Raw genomic sequence first — 24847 nt, forward strand, 5'->3', positions numbered from 1 at the left:
TTTTTGTATAATAAATCTAAATAAAGTAAATAATCGTTTACAACCATTGCATTCTTTTCCTATATTTGCGCTATAAGAAACACTCAATTTGCTATCAAACCCATTGATCATACCACCTTGCTATTACAGAGGAGAAACGGCATACCCATCTAAATAAATAATAATATGAGAAAGATTGCATTACTGTTGTTAGCCTGCTTGTCGCCAATGTTGCTGTTCGGGCAAAAGCTTTTCATAGAAGAAGACTTTACGGTGAGCCCCAGACAGCATGATGTAGCTCTGCTGACGAGCCACTTTGCAGTAGGAGTAGAGCCGGTGAACAAGTTTACGGTGTACTTCGACCTGCCCGGTACGCTGGCTCTGCGTAAAACGGAGGGCGTGAAAACTTATCTGAAGAGCGCCTCTATTGGCGGCGGTCTGGGTTACAGACTGTGGGATGGCATCAACTTCTATGAGGGAGACAATCCGCACGCCATCGAGGTTCGCGGCCGCGTAAACACCACTTACGGGAGCCCAGACTGGAAACATACCAACTACGAACTGTGGCTCTCGCTGACCGATGACAGCTCGTCAAAGTTCTCGCCTGTATTTTCCGTGGGCTACAAATATGTGGACTCTCGCACGCCGGGCATGCAAAACATGAGCATTGTGTTCGCTTCGCTGGGCATAACAATACTTAAATAACATCCCGTTTCGGGCCGATACAAACTAAAATAGGAGCCATTCCTGCGTGCCTTTGGCGGCGGCGGGAATGGCTCCGGGAGGTTTTTGGTAGAAAGAGAGATTAGAAGTCGATGTCGAGACCCACGCCCAACACCTTGTTGGTACGCGTGAAGTTGTCGGTGTTGTGCACCTCTACGCTCCTGCCTGCGGCCGAGATGGTCTGCGGGTACTCCTTGTTGAAGTGCTCGTAGTCGGTCCAGAAGTAGGCAATGTTGATGCTCGCGTTCTTTGCAATCTTAACTTTGGCGCCGAAGCCAAAGGAGTAGCTGCTCGTTACAAAGCTCATGTCGTTCAGGTAACCGCCGTCGCCAAGGCCGTAGCTGGTACGCTGTCCGCCTGCACTGACGGTGATGTGGCGGGTGATGTCCCACTCGGCGCCGGCCAGAAACTCCTGCGTGTTGCCGGAGAGTTTGGTCTGTTTGTTGTCTGCCATCTCTGCATCCTTGTCGAAGAAGTAGTGGTAGCTGGCCATTACTCGTACCGATGGCGACACCGAATACTGTGCACCGAGGGTCCAGACGCCGGGCAGGTCGTTGGGTGTATTTACTCCGTCCTGGAACAGCCCGGTGTCATCGCGCTTGGTATGGTTCTCGATGTTGAAGTGTGTAGTGAACTCCAGGCGCGTTGCCAGATTGAGTTTGCCGAAGTTGTAGTCAAATCCGATGATGGGCGTGATGCCCCATCCCTCCTGTGTACAGTCCAGATACTTGTCGGCAAACTGTGCCTTGGTGGCGTCCATCTGCTCGGCCCCCTGCGCATATCGTGCCGAGATGGCCTGATACTGCGCCTGTGCTTCGGGATTGGAGGCCATCTCCGTGGCCCGCATCTTGTAGTAGAAAGCCATGTTCTTGTAGGTTTCGGCCTGACTGGAGAAGTAGTTGAAGAGGTTCTCATTGGCCCCTCCGATGTTTGCGGAGATGTTGGTAATGTTGCCTTCGTACTTGTTCCAGATGTAATTAAAGCGGAAACCGCCGTACACGGCCATGTGTTTGTTTATCTTGTACGTGGCACCCATCTGCACGCCATAGATGTACTGCTGGCCTGAGACGTAGCTGCTCACGCTGTAGCCGGGCTTGTCGGAGGTGAGTCCTTGCTGGTAGAGCAGTGCCGGAATGAGGGCTATCTGCCGCTCGAAGGAGCCGAGGCCGTCGTTAAAAGTGGCGCGGCCACCGCCTCCGTGGAGGGCAAAACCGAGCTGGAAGCCCCAGTTATCATAGTTAAGTGCAGCCTGGAAAGAGGGCAGGATGGGCACGGAGGCCTTGCCCTTGAACTGCTTGATGCCGTTCTCATCGCCTCCGTTGAACCTGAAAGGCTGGTAGTAAGGGGTGCCCTCAAGCGCCGGCACGGTGATGCCACTGTTGATGACGCGCGTCTGGTACACGTTCTGGATATTGAGAGAGAGATGGAGTCCGCGGCCAAGGAAGGCTACGCCGGCAGGATTGGAGTAAACACCGTCGATGCCGATGGCGCCGTCGCGGGCGAAGTTTCGGTTGAAAGCGATGTTCTGATTGGTGTTCGTTAGAAGTCCGCCGGCCAGGAGTGGTGCGGAAAAAGTCAGCATGGAAAGCCCCATGAAGACTGTTTTTAACTTGTTCATCTTAATTTTCTGTAAAATATTGGCTGCAAAGTTAGGAATATTGTTCTATTCTTCGCTTTTTTAAGATGAATATTTAAGCTATGTTAACCGAACCGAGCCTTTTCCTCGTACAAATGCTATCATCTGCACGAGGAAAAGGCTCGGTCTGGCTGTTTCTTGCAGTCCGCTGCTCCGAACTCGTCCGGCCGTCAGTTCGCCGCTGGCTGCGAGACCGGGGTATGGGCGGTTTCGCCGGTGTTGAGTTCGGGATATTGGATGCGGGTATGGTAGATGACTTTCAGCCGCTCGATAAGAACCAGCTTGGCCAGGGCAATGTCGCGGAACGTGATGGGGCACTCCTTGAAGAAGCCGCAGTCCATCTGTTCGTCCACGAGCTTGTTAACCAGCCCGCTGATGCTCTCTTCCGTGTATTCCGTCAGCGAGCGTGAGGCAGCCTCAACGGCGTCGGCCATCATGAGGATGGCCTGCTCGCGCGTGAACGGATTGGGCCCCGGGTAGGTAAAGGGCTCGGGGTCAACCTCCTCGTCGGGATGCTCGTTCTTATATTTAATGTAGAAGTATTTGGCCATTCCGCGCCCTTGATGGGTGAGGATGAAGTCCTTGATGAACGGCGGCAGGTTGTACTTCTCGGCCAGCTTGACGCCCTCGGCAATGTGCCCAATAATGACCTGGGCGCTCTCCTTGCAAGTCATCTTGTCGTGAGGGTTCACTCCGGCCTGGTTCTCGGTAAAGAACACGGGGTTTGCCATCTTGCCTATGTCGTGGTAGAGGGCGCCGGTACGCACCAAGAGGCTGTTGGCGCCAATGCGGTTGGCTATCTCCGCGGCCAGATTGGCTACCGTGATGCTGTGCTGGAAGGTGCCCGGCGCAATCTCGCTGAGGTCGCGCAGCACTCCCTTGTTGGTGTTGGAGAGCTCAAAGAGGGTGACGTTGGAGACGAAACCGAAGGTCTTTTCAATCAAGAACATCAGCGGGTAAGCCAGCAAGAGGAACACTCCGTTGACGATGAAGTGGAAGTACATGCTCTGGTCCAGCTTGCTGAGGTCGCTCTCCTGCATGAGTTGCAGGGCAAAGTAGGTAACACACGAGGCCAGCGTAACGAGGAAGGCCGTCTTGAAAAGCTGCGACCGCTTGGACAACTCGCGCAGGGAATAAATGGCCACGAGCCCCGACACGAGCTGCACAATGATGAACTCGTACTGGTACTTCACCGCAGCAGCGCAGAGCAATATCATCACGGCATGCGTGATGAACGCCGTGCGCGAGTCCATGAACACCCGGATGAACATGGGAGCCATGGCAAACGGGATGATGTAGACACTGAAGAGGCGGTGCTCCATCATAAGTGAGACGAGGATGGGGAACAGGGTTATCATGGTGTACAGCATCGTGATGCTGCGCGGCTTCTCAAAGTATTCGCGGCGGAAGAGCGCCAGATACATCGTGAAGAGCGACACCATGATGAGCACGAAGAGCAGTTGGCCGATGACGGTTGTGGTGATTTCGGCCTTGGTAGCACTGCGGCGCTTCATCTCCTGCTCAAAGGAGGAGAGCACGCGGTAGTCGTACTCATCTACTATCTCACCCCTGTCAATCACCTTCTGGCCGCTCAGAACCATGCCGCTGGCCGGAGATATGCCGCTCAGAATGTCGTCCAGCTCCGTCTCACTGCGCTGTTTGTCGTAAACGAGGTTAGGTTCAATGTATTCGTTGAGGTTACATTTCTGCAGTGCCTGGCGCATGGGGGCCAGCTGCTCGTCGGTAAACAGCTGCTCATAGGCCGAGAGAGTGGAAAAGATACACCTTATCTCGAGGCTCTGGGCGTTCTTTCCGTTCACCACCCTGACCATGTTCGTGGAGTCTTTTGACAGGTCGTTGTACTCCGGAGTGTTGATGATGCCCGACTGGTAGAGCCTGTGCAGCCTGTCGATGATGACGGGCAGGTACTTGTCGGGTACGTTGGGAATGCCTCCCTTGAAGTTTTCCCTGAACTTGGCAATCTCCTTCGCCTCCACCGATGCCTTGTAGTTGTAGTATGGCTGGAAGAGAGTAGTGAGCGAATCCTTCTCCCGCTGCAGGGCCTCATCGGTCTTGTAGATGGGGAAATCGAACCGGGCAATGAACGAACCGTACATCCACGGGCGCCCCACATCGTACCTGAAACGCATGCTCTCATTGCGTGGCAGGAACCACACGATGAGTACAACGGTTATAGCAACAAGCACCACCCGGGTGAGAAGATTGCGCCAATAATGCTCTCCAAGCGTTCTGACATTTCTCATTTGCGTCTTCGTTATTCTGTTTGTACCTTGCGAAATTACGAAAAAAATGCCCAATAGTCAAAGAAAAGTATTAATTTTGCAAAAAATTTATAGCTTATCATCATTTGTCGAGATGTCTGAAAGAAAAGTAAGGGTGCGTTTCGCACCAAGTCCTACGGGTCCGCTGCACATCGGAGGCGTAAGAACAGCATTGTACAATTACCTCTTCGCCCGTCAGAATAACGGCGAGCTGGTTTTCAGGATTGAGGATACAGACTCCCATCGTTTCGTTCCCGGAGCCGAAGATTACATCATCGAGTCCTTCCGCTGGTTAGGTATCAAGTTCGACGAGGGCGTGAGCTTCGGCGGCAATCATGGCCCCTACCGGCAGAGCGAGCGCCGGAACATTTACAAGAAGTACGTGCAGCAGCTGCTCGACGAGGGCAAGGCTTACTACGCTTTCGACACTCCTGAGGAGCTGGAGGCCAAACGCAGCGAGGTTCAGAACTTCCAGTACGACGCCCATACCCGCATGCAGATGCGCAATTCGCTTACCATGGACGCGGCAGAATGTGAGCGCCGCATGGCCGAAGGCGAGCAGTTTACCGTGCGCTTCAAGGTAGAACCGGGCCGCGAGATACGCGTCAACGACATGATTCGCGGCGAGGTAGTCATCAAGAGCGACATCTTAGACGACAAGGTGCTCTACAAGAGCGCCGACGAACTGCCCACTTATCACCTGGCCAACATCGTAGACGACCACCTGATGGAAATCACCCACGTTATCCGCGGCGAGGAGTGGCTGCCCAGCGCACCGCTCCACGTGCTGCTGTACGAGGCCTTCGGCTGGGCCGACACCATGCCCCGCTTCGCCCATCTGCCGCTGTTGCTCAAGCCGGAGGGCAAGGGCAAACTGAGCAAACGCGACGGCGACCGCCTCGGCTTCCCCGTTTTTCCGCTGGAATGGCACGACCCCAAGACCGGCGAAGTTAGCTCCGGCTACCGCGAGAGCGGCTACTTTCCCGAGGCGGTGGTCAACTTCCTCGCCCTGTTAGGATGGAACCCAGGCACCGAACAGGAACTTTTCACGCTCGAAGAGCTGGTCAGCGCCTTCGATATCAGCAAGTGTTCAAAGGCCGGAGCCAAGTTCGATTACCAGAAAGGCATCTGGTTCAACCACGAATATATTCTCAAGAAGAGCGACGACGAGATAGCCCGACTCTTTGCGCCCATCGTTGCCGGCAACGGCGTTGACGAGACTTTTGACCGCGTAAAGCAAGTAGTTCACATGATGAAAGACCGCGTGAACTTTGTCCACGAGCTCTGGCCGCTCTGTTCCTTCTTCTTCATTGCCCCCACGGAGTACGACGAGAAGACCGTCAAGAAGCGCTGGAAGGATTATTCCGCGCAGCAGATGGCCGAGCTGGCCGGCGTGCTGCAGGGCATCGAAGACTTCTCCGTCGAGGGCCAAGAGCCCGTTGTCATGCAGTGGGTAGAGGCCAAAGGCTACAAGCTGGGCGACGTGATGAACGCTTTCCGCCTTGCTTTGGTGGGCATAGGCAAGGGTCCCGGCATGTTTGATATCTCCGCTTTCTTAGGCAAGGAAGAAACACTCAAGCGCCTGCAGCGCGCCATCGAAGTTCTGAAATAAACCAAGGGCGCGCTCCGCTGCGGAGCATGAGGCCCCAGAAAGAATATATGTACAATCTTGTCATCTACCTGTATCTGTGTGGCGTAGCCGTAGTCTCCCTCTTCAACAAGAAGGTGAAGAAGATGTGGTGCGGCGAACGACAGGCCGTGAAGATACTCAAGGAGCGCGTTGACCCCAATGCCCGTTACATCTGGTTCCATGCAGCATCGCTCGGAGAGTTCGAACAGGGGCGCCCTCTTATGGAGCAGATACGCCGCCAACACCCTGAATACAGAATTCTGCTCACCTTCTTCTCGCCCTCCGGTTACGAGGTGCGGAAGAACTACGAGGGAGCCGACATCGTCTGTTACCTGCCTCTGGACACCATCCGCAATGCCCGCCGCTTCCTGCGGGCGGTGCGTCCGGAGATGGCATTCTTCATCAAGTACGAGTTCTGGTACAACTACCTGCACATCCTCAAGCACCGGGGCGTACCCGTGTACAGCGTGAGCAGCATCTTCAGGCCCGACCAGGTATTCTTCAAATGGTACGGTGCGCAGTACGGACGGGTGCTGAAATGCTTTACCCACTTCTTCGTTCAGAACCAGATAAGCAAGTCTTTGCTCCACGGCATCGGGCTCGACAACGTGACCGTTAGCGGCGATACACGCTTCGACCGCGTGCTCCAAATCAAGGAAGCCAGCAAGTGCCTGCCCCTTGTTGAGGCCTTCCTGCACCATCACCCGTCACCCAACACCCAGCCCCCAACACCCAACACCCAGCCCCCATCACCCATCACCCAAGCCCCAAAAGTCTTCATCGCAGGCTCCAGTTGGCCACCTGATGAGGACATCTTCATCCGTTATTTCAACGTGCACAAGGACTGGAAGCTCATCATAGCACCGCACGTAATAGACGAGGAGCACCTTTCGCAGATTGTCGCCAAGCTCGACGGCCGCGTCGTGCGCTACACCCAGGCCACGGAGGAGAGTGCAGCAGCGGCCGATTGCCTCATCATCGACTGCTTTGGTCTGCTCTCCAGCATCTACCGCTACGGCACAGTATCCTACGTGGGCGGCGGTTTCGGCGTGGGCATACACAACGTGTTGGAGGCCGGGGTATGGGACATTCCCGTTGTCTTCGGCCCCAACAACCGCCAGTTCCACGAGGCCCAAGGGCTGCTGACGGCGCAAGGCGGCTTCGAGATAACCGACTATCCGGGGTTTGTGAGCCTCATGAACCGCTTCAGCAGCGATGCTCCCTTCCTGCAGCAGGCCGGCAACAGCGCCGGCCAGTTTGTCAAGAGCCGCGCCGGAGCCACCCAACTCATCCTGCGCTCGGTCAACTTATAGCCCACTGCCATCTATCACCGTCCGGGCAGACTGTTCGGTTCTACAGCTTTGCGCGATTGCTCTATCACGTAGGCAAACCCACTCCAAAGCTCTTCCGCAGCATTGCCTTTATTTAGAAAGAAGCAGTACAAGAGGCTGGGAAGAATGCAGACATGCGTCTTAACGGTGGCAACAGACGGAAAAATGGGCGGTTTTTTGGGTCTTTTCCGATACCTGCCGTCCGCTCATTGCATCCCTTCGGGAACTTTTGACAAGTGTCAAACGATTGTGCGACACCTGTCGAATTCATGTGCGACAAGTGTCGAAAGTTCCTGCTTCTATCATTCGTACCTTTTTTTCGTATTTGTTCTGCCGCCAAATCATCATCCCCTCCTAACCTCCCCTTTCTAAGGGGAGGAACCGTGGCAACAACTCAATAAAAGACAGAGTAACAGAGTATATTTAAACTGCTGCGAGGTTGCATCTTGGTAGTAACAGATAGCACATCAGTACCCACAAAACAAACCGGTAACCTCCCCTTGGAAAGGGGAGGCGGAGGAGGGGATGACGGGCAGCAAGAAAACCATTGAGCAGCTTGCATATCCTCCCCATTTAAACCATTCCCTTGCTTTTGCTGCTCACTTCATCATCCCCTCCTAACCTCCCCTTTCTAAGGGGAGGAACCGTGGCTGGCTTTTGGATATTCAGGGGGGCTGCGGTCGCTTTACTGATTAGGGAGAGGCAGAGAGTGAAAGGGGGCGAAGCATATAACAAGAAATGACGGCATAGCTTCCTCCCCTTAGAAAGGGGAGGTGCAGGAGGGGATGATTTAACAAGCGGCTCCTACCCTATCAATATCCAACTCGCATTATTTTATGCTCTAACAATCACTCCATCAACACCAAATACAAAGAAAATCAAAGTCCTAATGTTCATCACCCGCCACCTAACACCCAATAAATCCAACCACCAACACCCATCACCCAACACCTATCACCCAATCCCCCACCACCTAACACCCACAAAAAAAGACAGACATCTCACTGTGGAGACATCTGTCCTTTATACATTCAGAGGAACCGGCGATGGGTTCCGGAACCTTAAAAGTAGTAGGCCAAGCCTATCTGCCAGCCGTTGGAACGGCCGTGACCCAGCTCCGAGGCCTTGAATTCGCCCGTCTTTCCGAAGCCGATATTGTAGTTCACGTTGGCCTGCAGATGGTTGAGCAGCATGACGCCGCCGCCCAGGTTGGCGCTTATGTTTGACCCCTTCCAGGTCCAGTCGGCGTCGTTATCCTTGTCGACATTGAACCCGAACTGCGGTCCTGCAAAGAAGTAGAGGCTCGCTACGCTGCTCAGTCCGATGGTGTAACGCAGGTTGATGGGCAGGATAATCTGCTTCTGGGTGAGCTTCTCCTCACCGGCATCGGCTACCTCGACGGTGGCCGAGCGCTGGTCATACAGTGCCGAGGCGTCTACTCCGAGACCTACAATGGGGAGAGTGAACTTGACCGTGGGGCCGATATAGAAGCCGGCACGGTTCGAAGAGTTCAGAACATCGCGGTTGAATGACATCTGCGTGACATTCAGTCCGCCCTTAACGCCAAACTGCAACTGTGCGTTGGCATTGACCGAAAACATCAACGCCAGGGCGATGATGACCGCTGAAAACAACTTTTTCATAATAATAATGGTTTAAAATGATTAATGTCTCTGCCGGCGAACCGTCACTCGGGGTGCCGAAGAGGTTGAAGAACTGCTGCCGGAAGAACGGCGCGCGCGGCGCACACTTGTGCTGCTGCGGCGGTTGGTGCGCTTACGGGCCTTGAGTTCCTTTTTATCTAACTTGGCAATACTGTCCAAGGAGTCCTTCCGAACGGGGTCGCCCCACATGTTTTTCTCAAACTCCCGTATCTCTGCTTCTATCCGTTTCTGCTCCCGGGTCATGGCAGAATCGGTTGTGCAGTACTGTGCCAGCGTCTTGCCGAGCATGTTGTTGGTCTTGTATATCTTGCCCTTGTAGAGGTTGCGGGTAAAGTAATCGTCCACACTCATTATGGCCGCGTTGTTCAAATTGCTCGTCATGATGGTCTGCTTGGTAAGGAACGGCGCAATGTCTTCGTACTTCACCCAGAACAGGGGGTACTTGGTGGCACCCTCGCCGAAGTCGTCTTCGCGCTCCATGATGGGGCACAAGGCCAGCACCTTGGTGTGGAAGGTGGCCGTGGACTGGTCGTAGTAGGCGCTCTCCTTAATATAATAAGACTTCACCTCGCGCGAGGGAATGTCGCTGTCGTCCAGATGTACGCCTCTGTCCGTGCGCTCGTAGAAGATGTGATGGTCGTCGAGAAAGGCCAGCGGCTTCACCCTCGCCTCGTCGTTAAACACCTCGTTGCCGTCAAGCCGGTACTCGTAGGCGCGGATGTTGCCCGTCATCATGAGCTTGAAGATGTAGGTAAAGAGGTTCATCTGGCTGCCTACAGGCTCCACGGGATAGTAGAGTCCGGCGTTTGCATCGTCGTTCAGGTCGAGCAGTCGGTAGATGTCGCGGCGCCAGACCACGTCCTCCGACATGCCTGCCTCGGTGGGGAAGGTGAGCTGGGCGCGCGGAGTAATGTTGTTGGCGTTGCTCCTTGCCGCAGCCTCCTGCTGTGCCCTGCGCCGCTCGGGCTGGGCAGCAACGGCCTGCACCATGCAGGCTGCCAGCAGTATGAATAATATGCGTTTCATTATCTTGTTATGTTTGATGTCCGTATTTCAATCCCGTTACCTGACGATAATCTCCATGGAGCCGGGCAGGGTGCGCGTAATGCCGTCGGGACCCACGGCCCTCACGCGGTTAATGTAGAAGCGGCGGTTGCGCGAGAGCTTGCGGAACTGCTCGCGTTGGCGCTCGGAGAACGACGCTCCTGATGATGCCATGGGCACTGCCATGCCCATGTTATCGAAGAAAACGGTCTCAAATCCCAGCACGCGGAAGGGTATGTCGAGCAGTCCGTCGTCGATGGCAGCCTGTATGCCGGTGGCTCCCATGAGCGACGCCTTAGCCAGCGGACCGCTCTTGAAGCGCGTGGTGCCCACGTTGATGTAGGCCGTTGGGTCGGGCAGTTTGCGCACATGGAACACGAAAGGTGGCATGCGGCGCACCTGACCCTTGTCGTTGGCCGTGATGTTGATGGTTACGTCGCGCCCCACTGCCGACGGAACGGCCACGTAATGGCCGTTACCACGGGCCGTGAGCGAGCCGCCCTGCATGGATACCGACACCGCATTGGCCGGCACACCGGGCACGCTCACGCTGATGGGGTTGCTGAATCCGGCGTAGAGAACATTCATCAGGTCGGCTGCTACGGTGGCTCCGTTGGGTGCCGGAATGACGCTGTACGACTGCCGGAAGTTACGGCGCAGCACGTCGCCGTTAGCATTGTGCATCATGATATAGCCGCTGAACTGGTGCTCACCCACCCCTCCGGCCATGAAGGTGTACTGCCCGCGGGCCGTGTTTACACGCGAACCGTTGACGTAAACCTCCGGTTGCTGCGTGGTGTCTACGGCTGCCATGACGATATTGGCATTGAAGCGCTCGCCCGGATAGAGCACCGTCTTCTCCGGAATGACAAAGGCATCGAGCTTGTTCACGCGGATGTCCTTCACGTCAACTTGCGAGACGAGGGTGTGAAGCACCTCGCCCTCGGCGTAGCGCACGTCGTTCTGCAGCTTCGACAACAGCGTTACGGCCGCTGCCACGGGCATGTCTTCGAACATGTATTCCTGCCAATTCTTGCCCATAGTATGTGCCTTGGCCGGCAGTTTGGTGGTTAGGTTGCTCTCGATAATCTGCCGCTGGTGCGGGTCGGTTATCATGGAGAGGATGCGTTCGCGGTAACTGTTCACGGCCCTGTACAGCTGCTTGCCCTTGCCTGACCCCGGGGCGAGCATCACAATGCCTGCAGCTTCCAGGTTGTCGGTATTCCGGATGTCGCGCACATTGCCGTCGCTGCCGTCGGCCTCGCGCACGATGGCCTCCTTGAGTTGCTGCGCCAGGTCGTAAAGCGAGTCGCTCATCTGCTTCACCTCGGTAGCTTTCTCGAACCAGGCGCGCACCTTCTCGGGGTTTGCCTTCATCTGGTCGGCGAAGTTACCGAACAGAGCTTCGTTCTCCTTCGACGCGTTCGAGGTGGTGCGGTTCAGGCTTTCTTCCACTATCGAGAAGCCGTTGAGCACCTCGGTAGAGATGTTGAGCGCGAGCATTGCCATCAAGACGACGTACATGAGGTTAATCATCTTCTGGCGTGGAGATATCGGTCGTTTCTTTATTGCCATGTCTGTGGGTTCAGGTTCATAGCCGGCTGCGGGCTGCGGGGGCAGCAGCAGGGGGCTAACCTTGTATGTTGTTGTGACCCGCCGCGTTCATGTTAACCGTCATGGCCTCTATCATGCGGGCGTAAATCTTGTTCAGCTGTTCTATCTGCTGGGCCATCTTCTTGCTCTGGTCGTTTATTTCGTCGATGGTGCCTATCTGCCGGCTGGCGCTCTTGAGCTGCATCTCGTACACCTTGGTGATGCCGGTAAGGGTGCGGTTCAGGTTCTCCATCTCCTCACTGTCACGCGTCAGGCGGGCGCTCTGCTCGTTAACCTTGCCCAAGGTATCCACCAGTTTCCTGAGTTCTTCCACATAGTTGGCCTGTGCCTCGTTAAGAGTTTGGGCCTCCTCGCTGGTCATCTGCGGAACGTAGTCTGTACGGGCGGCGGGAGAGACGTGTCCTTCAAGCTCCTTGGATGCCGTGTTCAAGGCCGCCGAAGGATACCTTCGAGAGGCTTGAACGGCAGGTTCGGCCTGGCCGCTCTCCAGATACTCTTCCGTGAGATGGGTGGGAAGGTCGCGTCCGTCGGCTGTTTTATCGAACGGACGGTCGAATGCCGAGATGAAGAAAACGCACACTTCGGTGCCCATGCCGATAAAGAGCATGATGTTTGCTCCCGGCAAGTGGGTGAGCTTGAAGAGAGTACCCAGGATGACGATGGAGGCTCCCCAGCTGTAGGCATAGTTCAGGAACGTCTGCCCGGGCACGCTATCCATCCACTTCTGCAGACGATAAACGATATTGTATTTACTGTATTCAGCCATTATCTTTTGCTTTTTTTCTGTTTACCACTTGTTGTATTGGCCAGACTTCGTACGCACCGGAAGCCTATGTAGGAACGAGGCTGGTTCTGGTATTCCCACGTTCGCCACGCACTCCGTATGTACGACTCGGGGTCTTTCCACGAGCCGCCGCGCACGCTCTTCTTCTTCAGCCTGTACGGGTCTTCCTTGGCGGCGTTGTAAGTGAGCTCGGGGTTGAGGTCGTTCATGGCGTCAACGCCCGATTCGGTGTAGATGGTGCTGGTCCACTCGGCCACGTTGCCGGCCATGTCGTACAGTCCGTTGCTGTTTGATGCGTAGATGCCGGCCTTGCTGGTGATGAGGTTGCCGTCCTTGGTGTAGTTTCCGCGGTCGGGTTTAAAGTTGGCATAGAAGCAGCCGTCGCCGTTCTTTACGTCTTTGTTCTCCCAGGGAAACTCCGTTCCATCTTTGCCTCGGGCGGCATACTCCCACTCGGCTTCGGTGGGCAAGCGGTAACGCTGCACGTAGCGAGCTTCGGATCCGAGGCCTTTGAGTAGGTATTCGGTGCGCCAGGCACAAAAGGCGTTGGCCTGTTCCCACGTTACTCCCACCACCGGATAGTCGTTGTAGGCGGGGTTGCTGAAGTAGTTGCGCAGGTAGGTCTCGTTGTCCGAGTTCTTGAAGTCGTTGACCCAGCACGTGGTGTCGGGATATACGTTCACGATGTAGGTATTCAGGAAGTCCCACGGACCGGTGCGTTCGCGGTTGATGGTCTCGCGAACAATGTTGCCGGAGTCGTCAACGTACGCCGTGTCCTTGGATATCATGACCGTTTCATCGGGGTTTACCGTCACGTCGGTATTGAACGAGCGCTCCTGTGGGTTCATGCGGTTGCGGCGCAGGGCGGCAGCTGTATAGTCGTAAATCTCGTACCGGTAGTTCAGCTGGCGGTAGTCGATGAGCTTCTCGCCCGTTACCGGATTGGTTACGTACAGGCTCTCGTAAGCCCGCTGCTCGTCCTCGTTGGGCTTGCGGGGCAGCGGTTTCTTCCAGTTCAGGTGCGGCGTCACGGGGTCACCGTACTTGTCTTCGGTTATCATGTAGGTCTCGTCGCCGGCGTATGCAGGGTCGGCCAGGCGGGTGCGCAGGATGCTGTCGGTCACCCACTTCACGAACTGCTTGTACTTGGAATTGGTCACTTCGGTCTCATCCATCCAGAATCCGTCGACGGAGATGTCCTTTACCGGCGTGGCCTTACCCCACAGGCTGTCTTCCTTGAGCAGGCCCATGCGCAGGTAGCCGCGGTCTATCTTCGTCATTCCGTAGGGCGTTGGCTCCGAGAAGGCCTTGCCTCCGCCAACGCCGATAACCTCTCCTCCCCTGCCGGAAGAAGACATTGACTTGCTGCCGAAGCAGGCTGTGAGGGTCAGCGAAACGGCAACGGCCAGCATGGCCGCAACACTTTTCTTCATATTCTTGTATGTCATTTAATCTTTATCTCTTTCTCTCGGGTACGCCGTTACAGTATTCGCACGCTCTGGTGGCGGTTCCGTCCCTTCTTTACAAGGTTCACATCCAGCTGGTAACCCACAAACAGTTCGTGGCTGCCGTTGCCCGGTCCAATGGCCGATGTGTAGAGTTCGTAGCTGTAACCCACCACTACACCGTGGAAACTGCCGCCAACCAGAAACGTAACCGAGTTGGTGGGGCTGTACGATACGCCTCCGTAGAGGGTCCTCTTCTCGTTCGTATAGACCAGCCTTCCTGTGATGTCAGCCCGGTAGGCGGTTCCGTCAGTGCGCACGAGTACCGACGGCTTTATTGTTAAAAACGGATTTCTGAGTTTAATATTGTATCCTCCCGTTAAATAATACGTGCGGTCTATCTGCAGTTCATTGCGGTCGCCGAGCTCTATGAGCGGCCCGTTAAGATGCTGCCCCGACACACCCACGTACCAGGGACCGTGCATGTAGTAGAGCGCCAGACCCAAATCGAGCCCCGAACCCGACACCTCCGACCCTATCAACGCAGGGTCGCTGGCGTCCTCGGGGTCCAGTTTGGTGCCGTCGAAGTTCTCGCTCAGCAGTCCTGCCTGCACGCCCACGCTCACCGTTCCGCCCAGCAGCGCGTGCTTGTAGGCATACTGCACGGCCAGCCGCTTGTGGTTAAAGAGGCCTATCTTGTCGTTCATCAGCTGCACGCCTACGCCGTGGTAAGCCTTCAGGAAGTACAGAGGCATGTCCGCGGCCACGTACATCGTGCGTGGATTATGCTCAAAGCCGACCATGTCGAGGGCATAGGCACCGGTGATGTTTATTTTGGACTGCTTGCCTACAGCCGCCGCATTGAACGACGGCTCCAGGTCGAAATAGTGACTGAAGCTGACGTCGTACTGCGCCCGCACGGCCTGCAAGCCGCAGAGGAACACGCCTATGAGGGTGAAAATCTTTTTAAACACGCTCTTATAACGCTTGTCCCTCCGCTTTTATTGTATCAGTCCGCGCTTATCATTCCCACCTGTCCGTCCCGCTCCCTGCCCAACGCACGTTCCTTGTACCCTACCGGCATTGACATTTGTTGTCACTTCTTAAAATAACTATAATAATCTGTAAATAAGCAGACAAACCCATTGGTTATTGCTACTTTTGTCATTCATAAAACTATTTATCGATTTATTTCCATGAAACAAAGGACTTTCTTGGCGGCATTATGTGTTGTATATGCTCTTTCTTCGAATGCCCAAAGAGGAATACTCTGGGATAAAGACAACCAACTGCCCATATCCCATGCCAGTATCTACACCAACCAAGGCGGCAATGTACTGGCAACATCTTCTGATGAGAATGGTTCCTTTACCGTGTCATTCCCTTTCCGCGAGCTCACTGTATCGCATATCAACTACGAACAACAACAGATTTCTCACCTGAAGGACACCATCTTCCTCAAACCTAAATATGAATTACTGCCCGAAGTCGTTGTTAACAACAGCGAACCGCAATGGATAAGGAAGAAACTCCGCACCTTTCTTGAAAACAAAGGCACCCTTTACCAAACAGCCGACAGCCAGATGCGCTACGAATACAACAAGACCAACGTGGGCGACTCTTCCGGATACGCTTTCCAGAGCAAAGGTTTGATGTACATCCCCTCAACGGCTCACATCCAGAAAGACAGCATGTACCGGATAAGTCCTGACCTGAATATCATCCAGTACAAAGATACAACAGCCGGACCAGACTTCTATGACATGCAGCTAATGCTGTATGAGAATGCCGTGACCGAGCTGGACAGCAAGTTCATAAAGAGACATCGGTTCGGCGAAAACAAGGAGTACGACAACGACAACCGGTCAATCGTACAGATTAACTTTTGGTCTGAACGGTTCAAAGAGGACAAGGGATACATTCTGATGGACACAACAACCTGTGCCATCATAGAAGCACGGCACACTACAGGGTTGACCTATAACCTCAATCACAAAATGAATTCATTTGTGCTCTCAGTTGCCAAACTTGCCATTGGCCTGGAATACGAAGACTGGACCATTGACAACACCATCCGTTTTCAGAACATCAACGGCATATACTACCCGCAGTCTGTCACCTTCAAGTATTTTGAAAAACGGTCAAACTACAACAAATTGGCTTCAGCCAAGCACAAGCAACTCATCCAATACTTTGTTAACAGGGAGGCATCGTTAGCACTTAGCCCAACACAAGATGCACCCACATCACGCTTTTACGATGTTCCACACGAAATCCATTGGGCCATCATTTACACCGAGTCAAAGCGTCATGCGCGCAATAGAGTAGCCATACAAAAGGAAATGCCGCGACACTACAAGCTGTTTGGCGAAACACAAGCTACCATCCCGAAGCTACCATCCAATTAAAACGTCGTTTACTGCTTGTAATTCAGAACAACCAAGCGCTTAGCAGCTGCTCTCCACCTTTACAAGTGGAGGTTAGTAGGGGATGATACACGCAGCAACCGATTGAGTGAAACCCTATTATCATCCCCTCCTCCGCCTCCCCTTTCCAAGGGGAGGATACCAGTCAGACTTGCTGCTTGTAGCCTTTTGCATGTTTCTGCAAGCAAACAACCCCGCAGCAAGTAAAAAACAACTCTGTTACTCTGTCTTTTATACCCCGCAGCAAGTAAAAAACTACTTTGTTACTCTGTCTTTTATCCCCCGCAGCAAGTAAAAAACTACTTTGTTACTCTGTCTTTTAAGCCCCGCAGCAAGCAAAAAACTACTTTGTTACTCTGTCTTTTAACCCCCGCAGCAAGTAAAAAACAACTCTGTTACTCTGTCTTTTAACCCCCGCAGCAAGCAAAAAACTACTTTGTTACTCTGTCTTTAAACGGTAGCGACATTTCAACTAACGGGAGGCAAAAACTATGCTTCGGGAACTTTCGACACTTGTCGCACATGAATTCGACACCTGTCACACAATCGTGCGACAAGTGTCGAAAGTTGCCGAAGGCGTCTTTCAACACCTAAAAAGACGCAAAAAGGGGACACGCCTGGTGGCGTATCCCCTTGTCTATTCACATCAGAATGTTAGTATTCATCATCGTTCCAGAGGAAGTCATCCTTGGAGGGATAGTCGGGCCAAATATCTTCGATGCTGTCATATACCTCGCCCTCATCCTCTATTTCCTGCAAGTTCTCGAGCACCTCGAGAGGAGCACCGGAACGAATGGCATAGTCTATCAACTCTTCCTTCGTTGCAGGCCAGGGTGCGTCTTCAAGTTTTGAAGCCAATTCAAGCGTCCAATACATAATGTTTTAATACTTTCAAGGTTTAATTTGCATGCAAAAATAACACTTTTAGCTGAAACCGCAAGTTTTTGGACATGTTTTTTTGCAGCATGTACAAATAAACATTAAAAACATGAAGGCATCAAAGATTGAGGAGATAGGTGCGCTTGTAGAGTTTTGGATTGAAGGTGAGCAGGCCGCAGAGGTACAGGTCGTAGCTCACGGAGACGCGTTCGTCACGGCGCAACTCGTCCCACCAGAGGCGCGAGAGGTCGTCGCGCCAGATGTTCTCGATGATGAAGACCGACGCTGCAGAGGCGTTGTCAAGCGCCGATTCCACAAAACCGTCGCAGCCATCGGACAGGGTGATGCGGGCCAGGTCGATGGTTCCCAACTGTTGAACCAGCTCGCTGTAATCGCTGAACTTCTGCCCAGGCGGCACAGCCTGCATCACCGCATCGGGACATCCGGCCGTCAGATAAGCCCGGCAGGCATCGGCCGCAGGGGCAAAATCTACCACGAGGCCGGGCTGCAGATGGCGGGCGAGGCGGAAATACAGCTCGCCCAGGCGGCGCGTACGCCTGTCCATGCGGGGCCACTGGTTGCCGATGGCATCGCTGACGGCAGGGTCGGCGGGGGCAAAGAGCACCTGCCGCACGAACTGATAGGCTGCCGGCGACTGCACGCCGTAGCCCTTTGCATGGCCCACTCCGTGCAGCAGGCGGTTTAATCTGGTACAAACATTCATGGTTGCAAATATACGCAAAATCTCCCGAAACGGCTGCCTGCGCTGCGCTTAAACTCATTTACGGCTGCGAAAGCCTGTCGGCGGCGCGCCAGTAGCTATGGCAAGGAGGCCTGCGGGAGGCTCTTGAGCACCACCGTTCCTTCGGTTCCGTAGAACTCCGGGGCATAAGCGCACTGCACGGTCACGGTGCCCGAGGCGTATGTTCCGGCTCGGTCAACGAAGTAAGGGTGCTCTATCACCCACCTGCCCTTGCGGAGTTTGTCGAAGAAGTATTGCGTCTGCGTGTCCTTGGGGCTGCAGTAACAGCGCAGCGTGGGGTCGTAACCGCTCTGTTGGCCCACGGGTTCCAGGCACGCCGGCCGCTTGTCGCTCACCTGCACGAAGTCGAGGTCGCGCTCGGCGGTAATCGTCAGCCGCACCGTAACCTTGTCGCCAACGCGCAGAGGCTCCGCTTCGGCCATGCCGTTGGCCGCCACCACGCGCCCGTTTTTCACGATTTCGCGCTTTACATGCAGCTCTGTGCCCGATGGTTCGATGTCGGCAGCCGGGCTCATGCGCTGCGCGTAGACCGTTCCCCAGCTCATGCCGGGCGCCTCCTTCTTGATGGTAAGGCGCGTGCCGCCATCGGGCAGCACCGTCTCCTTTAGGTAACCAACGGCCGCGGCGGCAGGAGAAGCGTGGACGTTGGCATCAGCCTCGATGCTGAAAGGCGATATGCGGGTGCTGAAGACATTGCTGCGGCCGGCCATGAAGGCATGCACGGCGTCTACCGTTACTACGGAGTTCTCCCAATACTGGGTACGTTTTTCCTGCAAGAGCCAGCGCTGCATCTGGCCAATGGTCATGCTGTCGGCCGGCGTTACCAGCTGCATGGCCTCGATGGCAGCCACCTGCGTGGGTATCTTATAGCTGCGCCAGGACGCCACAGCACGCGGGCTGTCGAAGTAACGGCCCCTGTCGTCGCGGTAAACGGTGTGCTCTTTCAGGCTTTCCACGTAGGTGCGGGCCTTCTCGGCGTGGCCAGCATGGTAGAGGATGACGGCACTCAGCGCCCGCGCCAGCATGGACTGCAGGGGCTCGTTGGCCTCTATGAGCCCGATGAGGCGCGCGTTGGCGGCCTGCACATCGGGCGGGAGAGGCGGCCGGGCGATAGCGCAGGTGTAGAGATACTCCAGCATGTCGGCCGTCAACTGCCTCTCGCCACGCTTGCGGAGGTCGGCTTCGGCCTTCACGATTTGCTTTCCAAGGTAGCCGAAGGCCGGCTGCAGCAACTCTGCCACATCTTTGTCGTTACCCGTAATGGTGCCGAGACGGGCCAGCGTTTCGGCAACCGAGAGCGTTACATAGAAGCTGCCGTCCATTCCGGGGAACCAGCTCCAGGAGCCGTCCGTGCGCTGCAGCCGCCGCAACTTGCGCAGGGCGGAATGCAGCTCGGCGTTGATGCGGCCCTCGCGGAAGAAGTCGGCCAGCTCTGCTCCTTGCCTTGTCTCCCGCTGCGAGGCTGCTACCCACGGCGTTTCGGCCAGCAGTATGTTCTTTACCTGCTCGTTCCGCTGCAGCGGACTCACCATGGTTGTGTCTTTCTCCCATTCCTTCACGGCCGTTTTTACGGCGGGAACGGAGGTCAGGATGTGGCGGGCCAGGGTGTTGACGTAGTAGGAACCGGCCTGACAGAGGGCGCAGTCGTCCCACGGATGGGCATAACGATGCAGGGCGGGAATGAGCAGCCACGACGGGTTAGCAGTGTATTCCACCGTCAGCAGGTTGTCTTTGTCGGGCGTGGGGAAGAGCTCGCGCAGGTCGAAACTGCGCTCGCCGGGCTCCGTAAGGGTAAAAGTAAAGGTGCGCAACGACAGTTCCCGGTTCATTACAACGGGCAGATAGTGTTGTTCGCCGTCGCTTGCGCCGCCCGCCGAGGCCACAATCTTGCAGATGAGCAGCGACGGGTCAGCGGGTTGCGGCGTATAGTCGAAGGTCACACTTTGCTGCCCCGAGGCCGGTGCAGAGAACTCCGAACGCTGCTGGTAGACAGTTCGCTCGGTCTCGGGGTCGATGAGTTGCAGGAGTGCAGCGCCCTTTATGGCCCGTTTAGTGGTATTGAAGATGCGGGCACTGATGGTTCCGCGGTCGCCTACCCGCAGGAAGCGGGGCTGGTTGGGCTGCACCATGAAGTCCTTACTCGTGGTGGCATCGGCCCCTATCAGCCCGTAGTCGAGGTTGCGGGTGTGTGCCAATCCGAGGAAGCGCCAGGCCGTGATGCTCTCCGGAGCGGTGAAGCGGATGCTCACCTTGCCATCGGCATCGGCCACGAGACGCGGCATGAAGAAGGCCGTCTCGTTCAGGTTCTCGCGTACCGGAAGGCCTCGCAGCGGGTCGGCAGCCTCGGACGAGCCGGCCGAAAGCCTGTCGGCGTCAACTATCAGGGAGGTTTCTGCGGCAGCCCTGCTACCGTACAGGGGCGACGAAAGGCCGCGTACCGACCCCGCCAGCGCATACTCAACGGCAGCCCCCGTGTAGTGCGTGCTCCGCGAGTTGCCCTTTCCATAGCCCACCACCACTTCTTGGAGGTCTGCACCAGAGTCTTCCATCATCACGTCCATTGCGCCTAAAGCAACCGCCAGCTCCTTTGTCTCCATGCCGATGTACCTGAATTGCAGCACCTCTCCTACCGAGGCGCGGATGGAGAAGCGGCCATCCATGTCGGTTACCGTGGCCCGCTGGGTTCCCGGCACTTGTACCGTGCAGCCTATAACAGGTTCGCCGTAGGCATCGGTAACGGTTCCTTGCACCATGCCCAGCAGTCCGCCAAGGGCCAGTTGGCTCAAGGCAAGCCCGGTTTCGGGCACCAGTTGCGGCTTGGCAGCCATGCTCTGCCAGGACCATGTGGAGCGAGAGAACTCCCACTCCACGCTGGGCAGGGCCCGGTTAAAATCGGTAGAGAACTCCCACTCATGCTTACCGGCCACGCGGTCGAGGGCCTTATCGTAGAGCGTTGCCATGAGTTGAGCCGCTGCGGGGCGGCCATCGGGCTTGGTGATGCGCAGTTGCCACTCCTCGGTGTCGCCCGGACGGAGCCTGTTACGGAAGGTTTGCCACTTCAGCTGCAGGCTTTTGTCGGGGCTGGGTGTACGCAACATGAACGTGTGGGCATGCCCCCGGCCGTTGCGATACCACGCCACGGCCACCACGATGCCGTCTCCGTACTCGGATTTATACCTGAACGGCAGCGCGCAAATGGAGTCGGAGAAGTCTAAAGTGCCGCTTTCTATCCGCCTGCTGTTGGAATACACCACGTAGTAAGCATGCACATTGCGCTCCGACGAACCAATGTAGACGGTGGAGGGCGTGCGCCCCGTGGGGTCAAAGAGGGGATTGTCGGTGTAGAACCACTGCCCGGTACGGTAGCAGGGGCGGCGTTGCTGCTTGTTAAACACCACGAAGCGGCGGCGCAGGGTGTCGCCCCGGCACACGGCCACCAGCTGCAACTGGCCGGCAACAAAGCCCGAGGGCAGCTGCAACCCGGCCTTGTCGCCGGTGCGCCAGCTGAACTTCTGCCCCTCGTAACCCTTGTACCAATAGTTCAGCTGGCCCTCTATGTGCGTGTTGTTGTTGTTCGAGATGAAGAATTTTGCTTGCTCGATAAACGACTGCTCCATTATTTGGTCGTCGTAGAAGGTGGTCGACAGCGAGACCGGTTTGGCCCGGAGACGGAACCACTGCTGGTTTTCGCAGCTCTCGCCGGCCGCATCGGTCACCCTTGCCACTACCTGGAAGGTGTACGAAAGGTCTTTGTTCTCGCTGAAATCGGCCGTGAGCGGAACGTGCAGGGTGAAGTTTCCGGCCGTGTCGGTCTGCGTAGTGAGCACCGTGTCGGGACGGGAGTCGAGGTCTGGTTGGCCGAAACCAATGCTGTGATAGATGCTGTACTCTACCCCGGCACGCTGTACCGGCTCGCCCATGAGCGAGCGGGCGTGGCCCTGCAGGTGCAGCGTGTCGCCGGCGGTGTAGGCGTAATCTACCTTATCAACGGTCACTTCAAAGGTGGGGCGCTTGTATTCTTCGACCCAGAAAGACACCGAACCGTCTTCTCCACCTATGAGGAACGCCCCCGTAAGGCCGCCCGAGGGCAGCGTGAAGGAAGCAGAGCAGGTGCCGAAGTCATCGGTTACAACCTGCTGCTCGGCCACTTTCTGCGAGTTGGCATCGTAAAGAGAGAGCGTGAGCCGCTTGTTCGGCTTCGCCTGGAAGTCGCGATGCCGGCGGCGGTAATAGATACCGGCCACGTTGACCGTCTGCCCCGGCCGGTAAACCTGGCGGTCCGTATAGAGCGAAAGTTCGTCGACGGACTCGTCGTCGTCATCATAATCGTTGTACGAATGCGCGTTGACTGCCGGGCAGGCACGGTCACTATCGGTGTAAACCCACAGTGGTTTGCCGTTGCCCTTTACCGTGAGTTCGCCCTCGGAGTTGCAGTTGTACAGCCTGCCGCCATGCCTCACGGATGCACCGGGCACGGGTCGGCCGGTCAGGGCATCTACTACAACGACGCGACAGCTGTTATTTCCGGGCAACCCCAGCGACAACATGCGCAGGTTACTCACACGGAGGAGCATGCTGGTAGTGTCTTTTTCGGTTTCGGGAGCCGTGATACGCAGCAGATAAATGCCCACGGGCAGGGGCTCAATGAGCAGCGTATCGGCGCTGTCGGCATAGGGTTGGGCCGCCTGCCAGTGCCTGCTGACCTCGCGACCGGGCAGGTATTGCAGACTGCCGGCTGAATCCAGCGCGGCGAAAGAACGCTGCTGGCTGGTCAGGGCATCGTACTCGACCGATGAGAGCAGCACCCTGTATATCGCCACTTGGGCGCTGTGCAGGTTGCGGTTATGGAAAGTAAGGCGCACGGAGTCGCTCGTTGTGCACACGTCTTTCAGCAGTTTGAGGCTGCAGGAGGGCCTCGTCAGGTAGGCGAGGCTGTTTTTCAGATATTCCAAATGCGCATAGTTGCGGTAGCGCTGCAGGGCTTCGGTAAGGAAGCTGTACCGCTGCTGGTCGGTTACATCGGTGCAGCCGGCCAGCACGCGGTACTTGGCTTTGGCTATCTCGGCGGCCAAATCGAGGTCTGCATAGAGCGACCGGAGCGAGTCGAGGGAGTGAACAAAACGCGAAGAGTGGGCCTGCGTGATGTTTGATGGGCGCTTCGCATCAAGCAACTTGAGGCCGGTAAGGAGGGCGGCCGTGCGGTTTCCGGTGCGTGTATAATAGGAGTTGAGTGCACGGAAATCTTCTACATAGTAGCCGAGCACGCTCAACAAGTCGTTGCCGAAGTAGCGGCTATCGGTACCAAGTTCCACTGCAGGGGCAAAATCCGATGCCTTGGTGGCGGCCAATAGCGGCATGTTGGCCAGGGCGAGGTGGCGGTAGAGCGTGTCGGAAGCTATCTGGCGGTGCAGGAAGGCGGCATAGACGGCACCCAGAACGGGGCTTTTCTGCCGGCAGGCGGCCTCCCGGCGCTTCACAGTCACAATGAACGGGGCTACGCTGTCGGGCGAGATGGTAGAAAGCAACTGTCCTTTGGCCATCTGGGCACGGAGCAACTGGCCGGCAGCACCTTCGCTTTCGGCCTTGCGTATCATCCGGTCAAGCTCGTTGAGAGCCGTCTGCGGTTTCAGTTCCCGGTTGTTCACGTACTGCTGCCACAGGTTTTCGTAACTCTGGCCGCTCATCGCCACGGCTGCCAAAAGCAATAAGAATACCAATAAAGTCTTTTTCATGACGCGTCAGATTAGCATTTCGCAGAAGCCTGTCCGAGCTTACGGCGCCCGCTTCCCAATACCCTTTAAACGCCGTTCACCGCAGAATATTGCATCAATCGATGCGGAATATTGTATCAATCGGTGTTGAATATTGTATCAATCAGTGCGGAATATTGTATCAATCGGTGCTGAAAAGCACCTTCTTTCGGCCCATCATTCCCCGTTATCCATGCCGTATCCACCCCTCTCCCCAGTATCAGCCATAACAGAGATATCCTTCAAGCCTCTTGACTGCCATCATCAAGCGCCTTGAACCTATCCTTCAAGCGCCTTGAAGCATAGCTCCTGTTTTCCCGCCTGCCACAACGAGGGATTTCATACGAGGAAAGACGAAGGATTAGGGCACGAAAAAAGCCTCCAAGACATTGCTGTCCTGAAGGCTTCTGTTCTAAAAGGAGGCGGCTTCCTACTCTCCCGCATTGCATTGCAGTACCATCGGCGCAAGTGGGCTTAACTTCTCTGTTCGGAATGGGAAGAGGTGGAACACCACCGCAAAAGCCACCTGAAAGGGTGACGTATCGTACACAGACAATGACTGCTCCCCCCTGCCCTGAGGCCGGAGGATGAACTCGCCTACAACTGAAGCACGGCTGCCGGATGAAAGTTTCGGGCAATTAGTAGCGCTCGGCTTTGACGTCGCCGTCTTTACACCTGCGCCCTATCAACGTCCTCGTCTAGGACGACCCTCATAAGGAGTTCTCATCTTGCGGCTGGCTTCGCGCTTAGATGCTTTCAGCGCTTATCCAATCCAGACGCGGATACCCGGCGGTGCACCTGGCGGCACAACCGGTAAACCGGAGGTCTGTCCGTCACGGTCCTCTCGTACTAGTGACCGAACCACGCAAAACTCCTGCGCCCACGATAGATAGAGAC

Annotated in this window: 15 protein-coding genes and 2 rRNA genes; 4 read left to right on the forward strand and 13 right to left on the reverse strand. The window is 55.7% G+C overall.

The genetic code is table 11. The features are described 5' to 3' along the window. Positions 1 to 165 precede the first annotated feature (165 nt). On the forward strand, positions 166 to 684 hold the full coding sequence (locus BMW31_RS01370) for a hypothetical protein (protein ID WP_143049124.1): 519 nt from the start codon (positions 166 to 168) through the stop codon (positions 682 to 684). Between the two features lie 100 nt (positions 685 to 784). Here BMW31_RS01370 and BMW31_RS01375 read toward each other — a convergent pair whose 3' ends face one another. Next, positions 785 to 2320 (reverse strand): outer membrane beta-barrel protein, encoded by a 1536-nt coding sequence (locus BMW31_RS01375; RefSeq protein ID WP_091820159.1) that lies wholly within the window; start codon positions 2318 to 2320, stop codon positions 785 to 787. 188 nt (positions 2321 to 2508) lie between these two features. Then, a complete protein-coding gene (locus BMW31_RS01380) occupies positions 2509 to 4602 on the reverse strand; it encodes an HD family phosphohydrolase (protein ID WP_091820208.1) in 2094 nt (697 codons plus the stop codon). A 112-nt stretch (positions 4603 to 4714) separates the two neighbouring features. Here BMW31_RS01380 and gltX point away from each other — a divergent pair, with 112 nt between their 5' ends. Beyond that, positions 4715 to 6232, forward strand: a complete 1518-nt coding sequence (gene gltX, locus BMW31_RS01385; RefSeq protein WP_091820161.1) for a glutamate--tRNA ligase — start codon at positions 4715 to 4717, stop codon at positions 6230 to 6232. A gap of 47 nt (positions 6233 to 6279) precedes the next feature. Next, positions 6280 to 7563, forward strand: coding sequence for a 3-deoxy-D-manno-octulosonic acid transferase (locus BMW31_RS01390; RefSeq protein WP_091820209.1), 1284 nt, complete (start codon positions 6280 to 6282; stop codon positions 7561 to 7563). Between the two features lie 1079 nt (positions 7564 to 8642). Here the strand turns inward: BMW31_RS01390 and BMW31_RS01395 are convergent. From BMW31_RS01395 to BMW31_RS01420, 6 genes are read right to left on the reverse strand one after another with little or no spacing between them, the layout of a single operon-like run. After that, on the reverse strand, positions 8643 to 9224 hold the full coding sequence (locus BMW31_RS01395; RefSeq protein WP_091820164.1) for a porin family protein: 582 nt from the start codon (positions 9222 to 9224) through the stop codon (positions 8643 to 8645). A gap of 21 nt (positions 9225 to 9245) precedes the next feature. Further along, positions 9246 to 10271 (reverse strand): type IX secretion system ring subunit PorN/GldN, encoded by a 1026-nt coding sequence (gene gldN, locus BMW31_RS01400; protein WP_091820167.1) that lies wholly within the window; start codon positions 10269 to 10271, stop codon positions 9246 to 9248. Between the two features lie 36 nt (positions 10272 to 10307). Beyond that, positions 10308 to 11864 carry a type IX secretion system motor protein PorM/GldM gene (gene gldM, locus BMW31_RS01405; protein WP_091820169.1) on the reverse strand — a complete coding sequence of 519 codons (1557 nt, stop codon included), beginning with the start codon at positions 11862 to 11864 and terminating at the stop codon, positions 10308 to 10310. Positions 11865 to 11919: 55 nt separating this feature from the next. Beyond that, the gene (gene gldL, locus BMW31_RS01410) at positions 11920 to 12669 is read right to left on the reverse strand and encodes a type IX secretion system motor protein PorL/GldL (protein ID WP_091820171.1); all 750 of its coding nucleotides are present in this window, start codon (positions 12667 to 12669) and stop codon (positions 11920 to 11922) included. Beyond that, positions 12669 to 14120 carry a T9SS ring complex lipoprotein PorK/GldK gene (locus BMW31_RS01415; protein WP_091820210.1) on the reverse strand — a complete coding sequence of 484 codons (1452 nt, stop codon included), beginning with the start codon at positions 14118 to 14120 and terminating at the stop codon, positions 12669 to 12671. Before BMW31_RS01415 ends, gldL begins: the two co-directional genes overlap by 1 nt. Before the next feature lie 47 nt (positions 14121 to 14167). After that, positions 14168 to 15106, reverse strand: coding sequence for a PorP/SprF family type IX secretion system membrane protein (locus tag BMW31_RS01420; RefSeq protein WP_091820174.1), 939 nt, complete (start codon positions 15104 to 15106; stop codon positions 14168 to 14170). A 240-nt stretch (positions 15107 to 15346) separates the two neighbouring features. On the opposite strand from BMW31_RS01420, the gene BMW31_RS01425 reads away from it, so the two are divergent. Further along, positions 15347 to 16540 (forward strand): carboxypeptidase-like regulatory domain-containing protein, encoded by a 1194-nt coding sequence (locus BMW31_RS01425; RefSeq protein WP_143049125.1) that lies wholly within the window; start codon positions 15347 to 15349, stop codon positions 16538 to 16540. 672 nt (positions 16541 to 17212) lie between these two features. On the opposite strand, the gene BMW31_RS01430 is transcribed toward BMW31_RS01425, so the two are convergent. The 5 genes from BMW31_RS01430 to BMW31_RS01450 all read right to left on the reverse strand — a co-directional run. Continuing rightward, entirely contained in the window at positions 17213 to 17434 is a 222-nt protein-coding gene (locus BMW31_RS01430) for a DUF2795 domain-containing protein (protein WP_091820179.1), read from the reverse strand. A gap of 121 nt (positions 17435 to 17555) precedes the next feature. Beyond that, complete coding sequence (locus BMW31_RS01435; RefSeq protein WP_091820182.1) at positions 17556 to 18161, reverse strand: hypothetical protein; 606 nt, start codon at positions 18159 to 18161, stop codon at positions 17556 to 17558. A gap of 95 nt (positions 18162 to 18256) precedes the next feature. Continuing rightward, on the reverse strand, positions 18257 to 23932 hold the full coding sequence (locus tag BMW31_RS01440; RefSeq protein WP_091820185.1) for an alpha-2-macroglobulin family protein: 5676 nt from the start codon (positions 23930 to 23932) through the stop codon (positions 18257 to 18259). A gap of 435 nt (positions 23933 to 24367) precedes the next feature. Then, a 5S ribosomal RNA gene (gene rrf, locus BMW31_RS01445) occupies positions 24368 to 24480 on the reverse strand. A gap of 87 nt (positions 24481 to 24567) precedes the next feature. Continuing rightward, positions 24568 to 24847, reverse strand: a 23S ribosomal RNA gene (locus BMW31_RS01450); the annotation flags it as partial.

It is taken from the genome of Prevotella sp. kh1p2, from assembly GCF_900111525.1.
In the GTDB taxonomy this organism is placed as follows: domain Bacteria; phylum Bacteroidota; class Bacteroidia; order Bacteroidales; family Bacteroidaceae; genus Prevotella.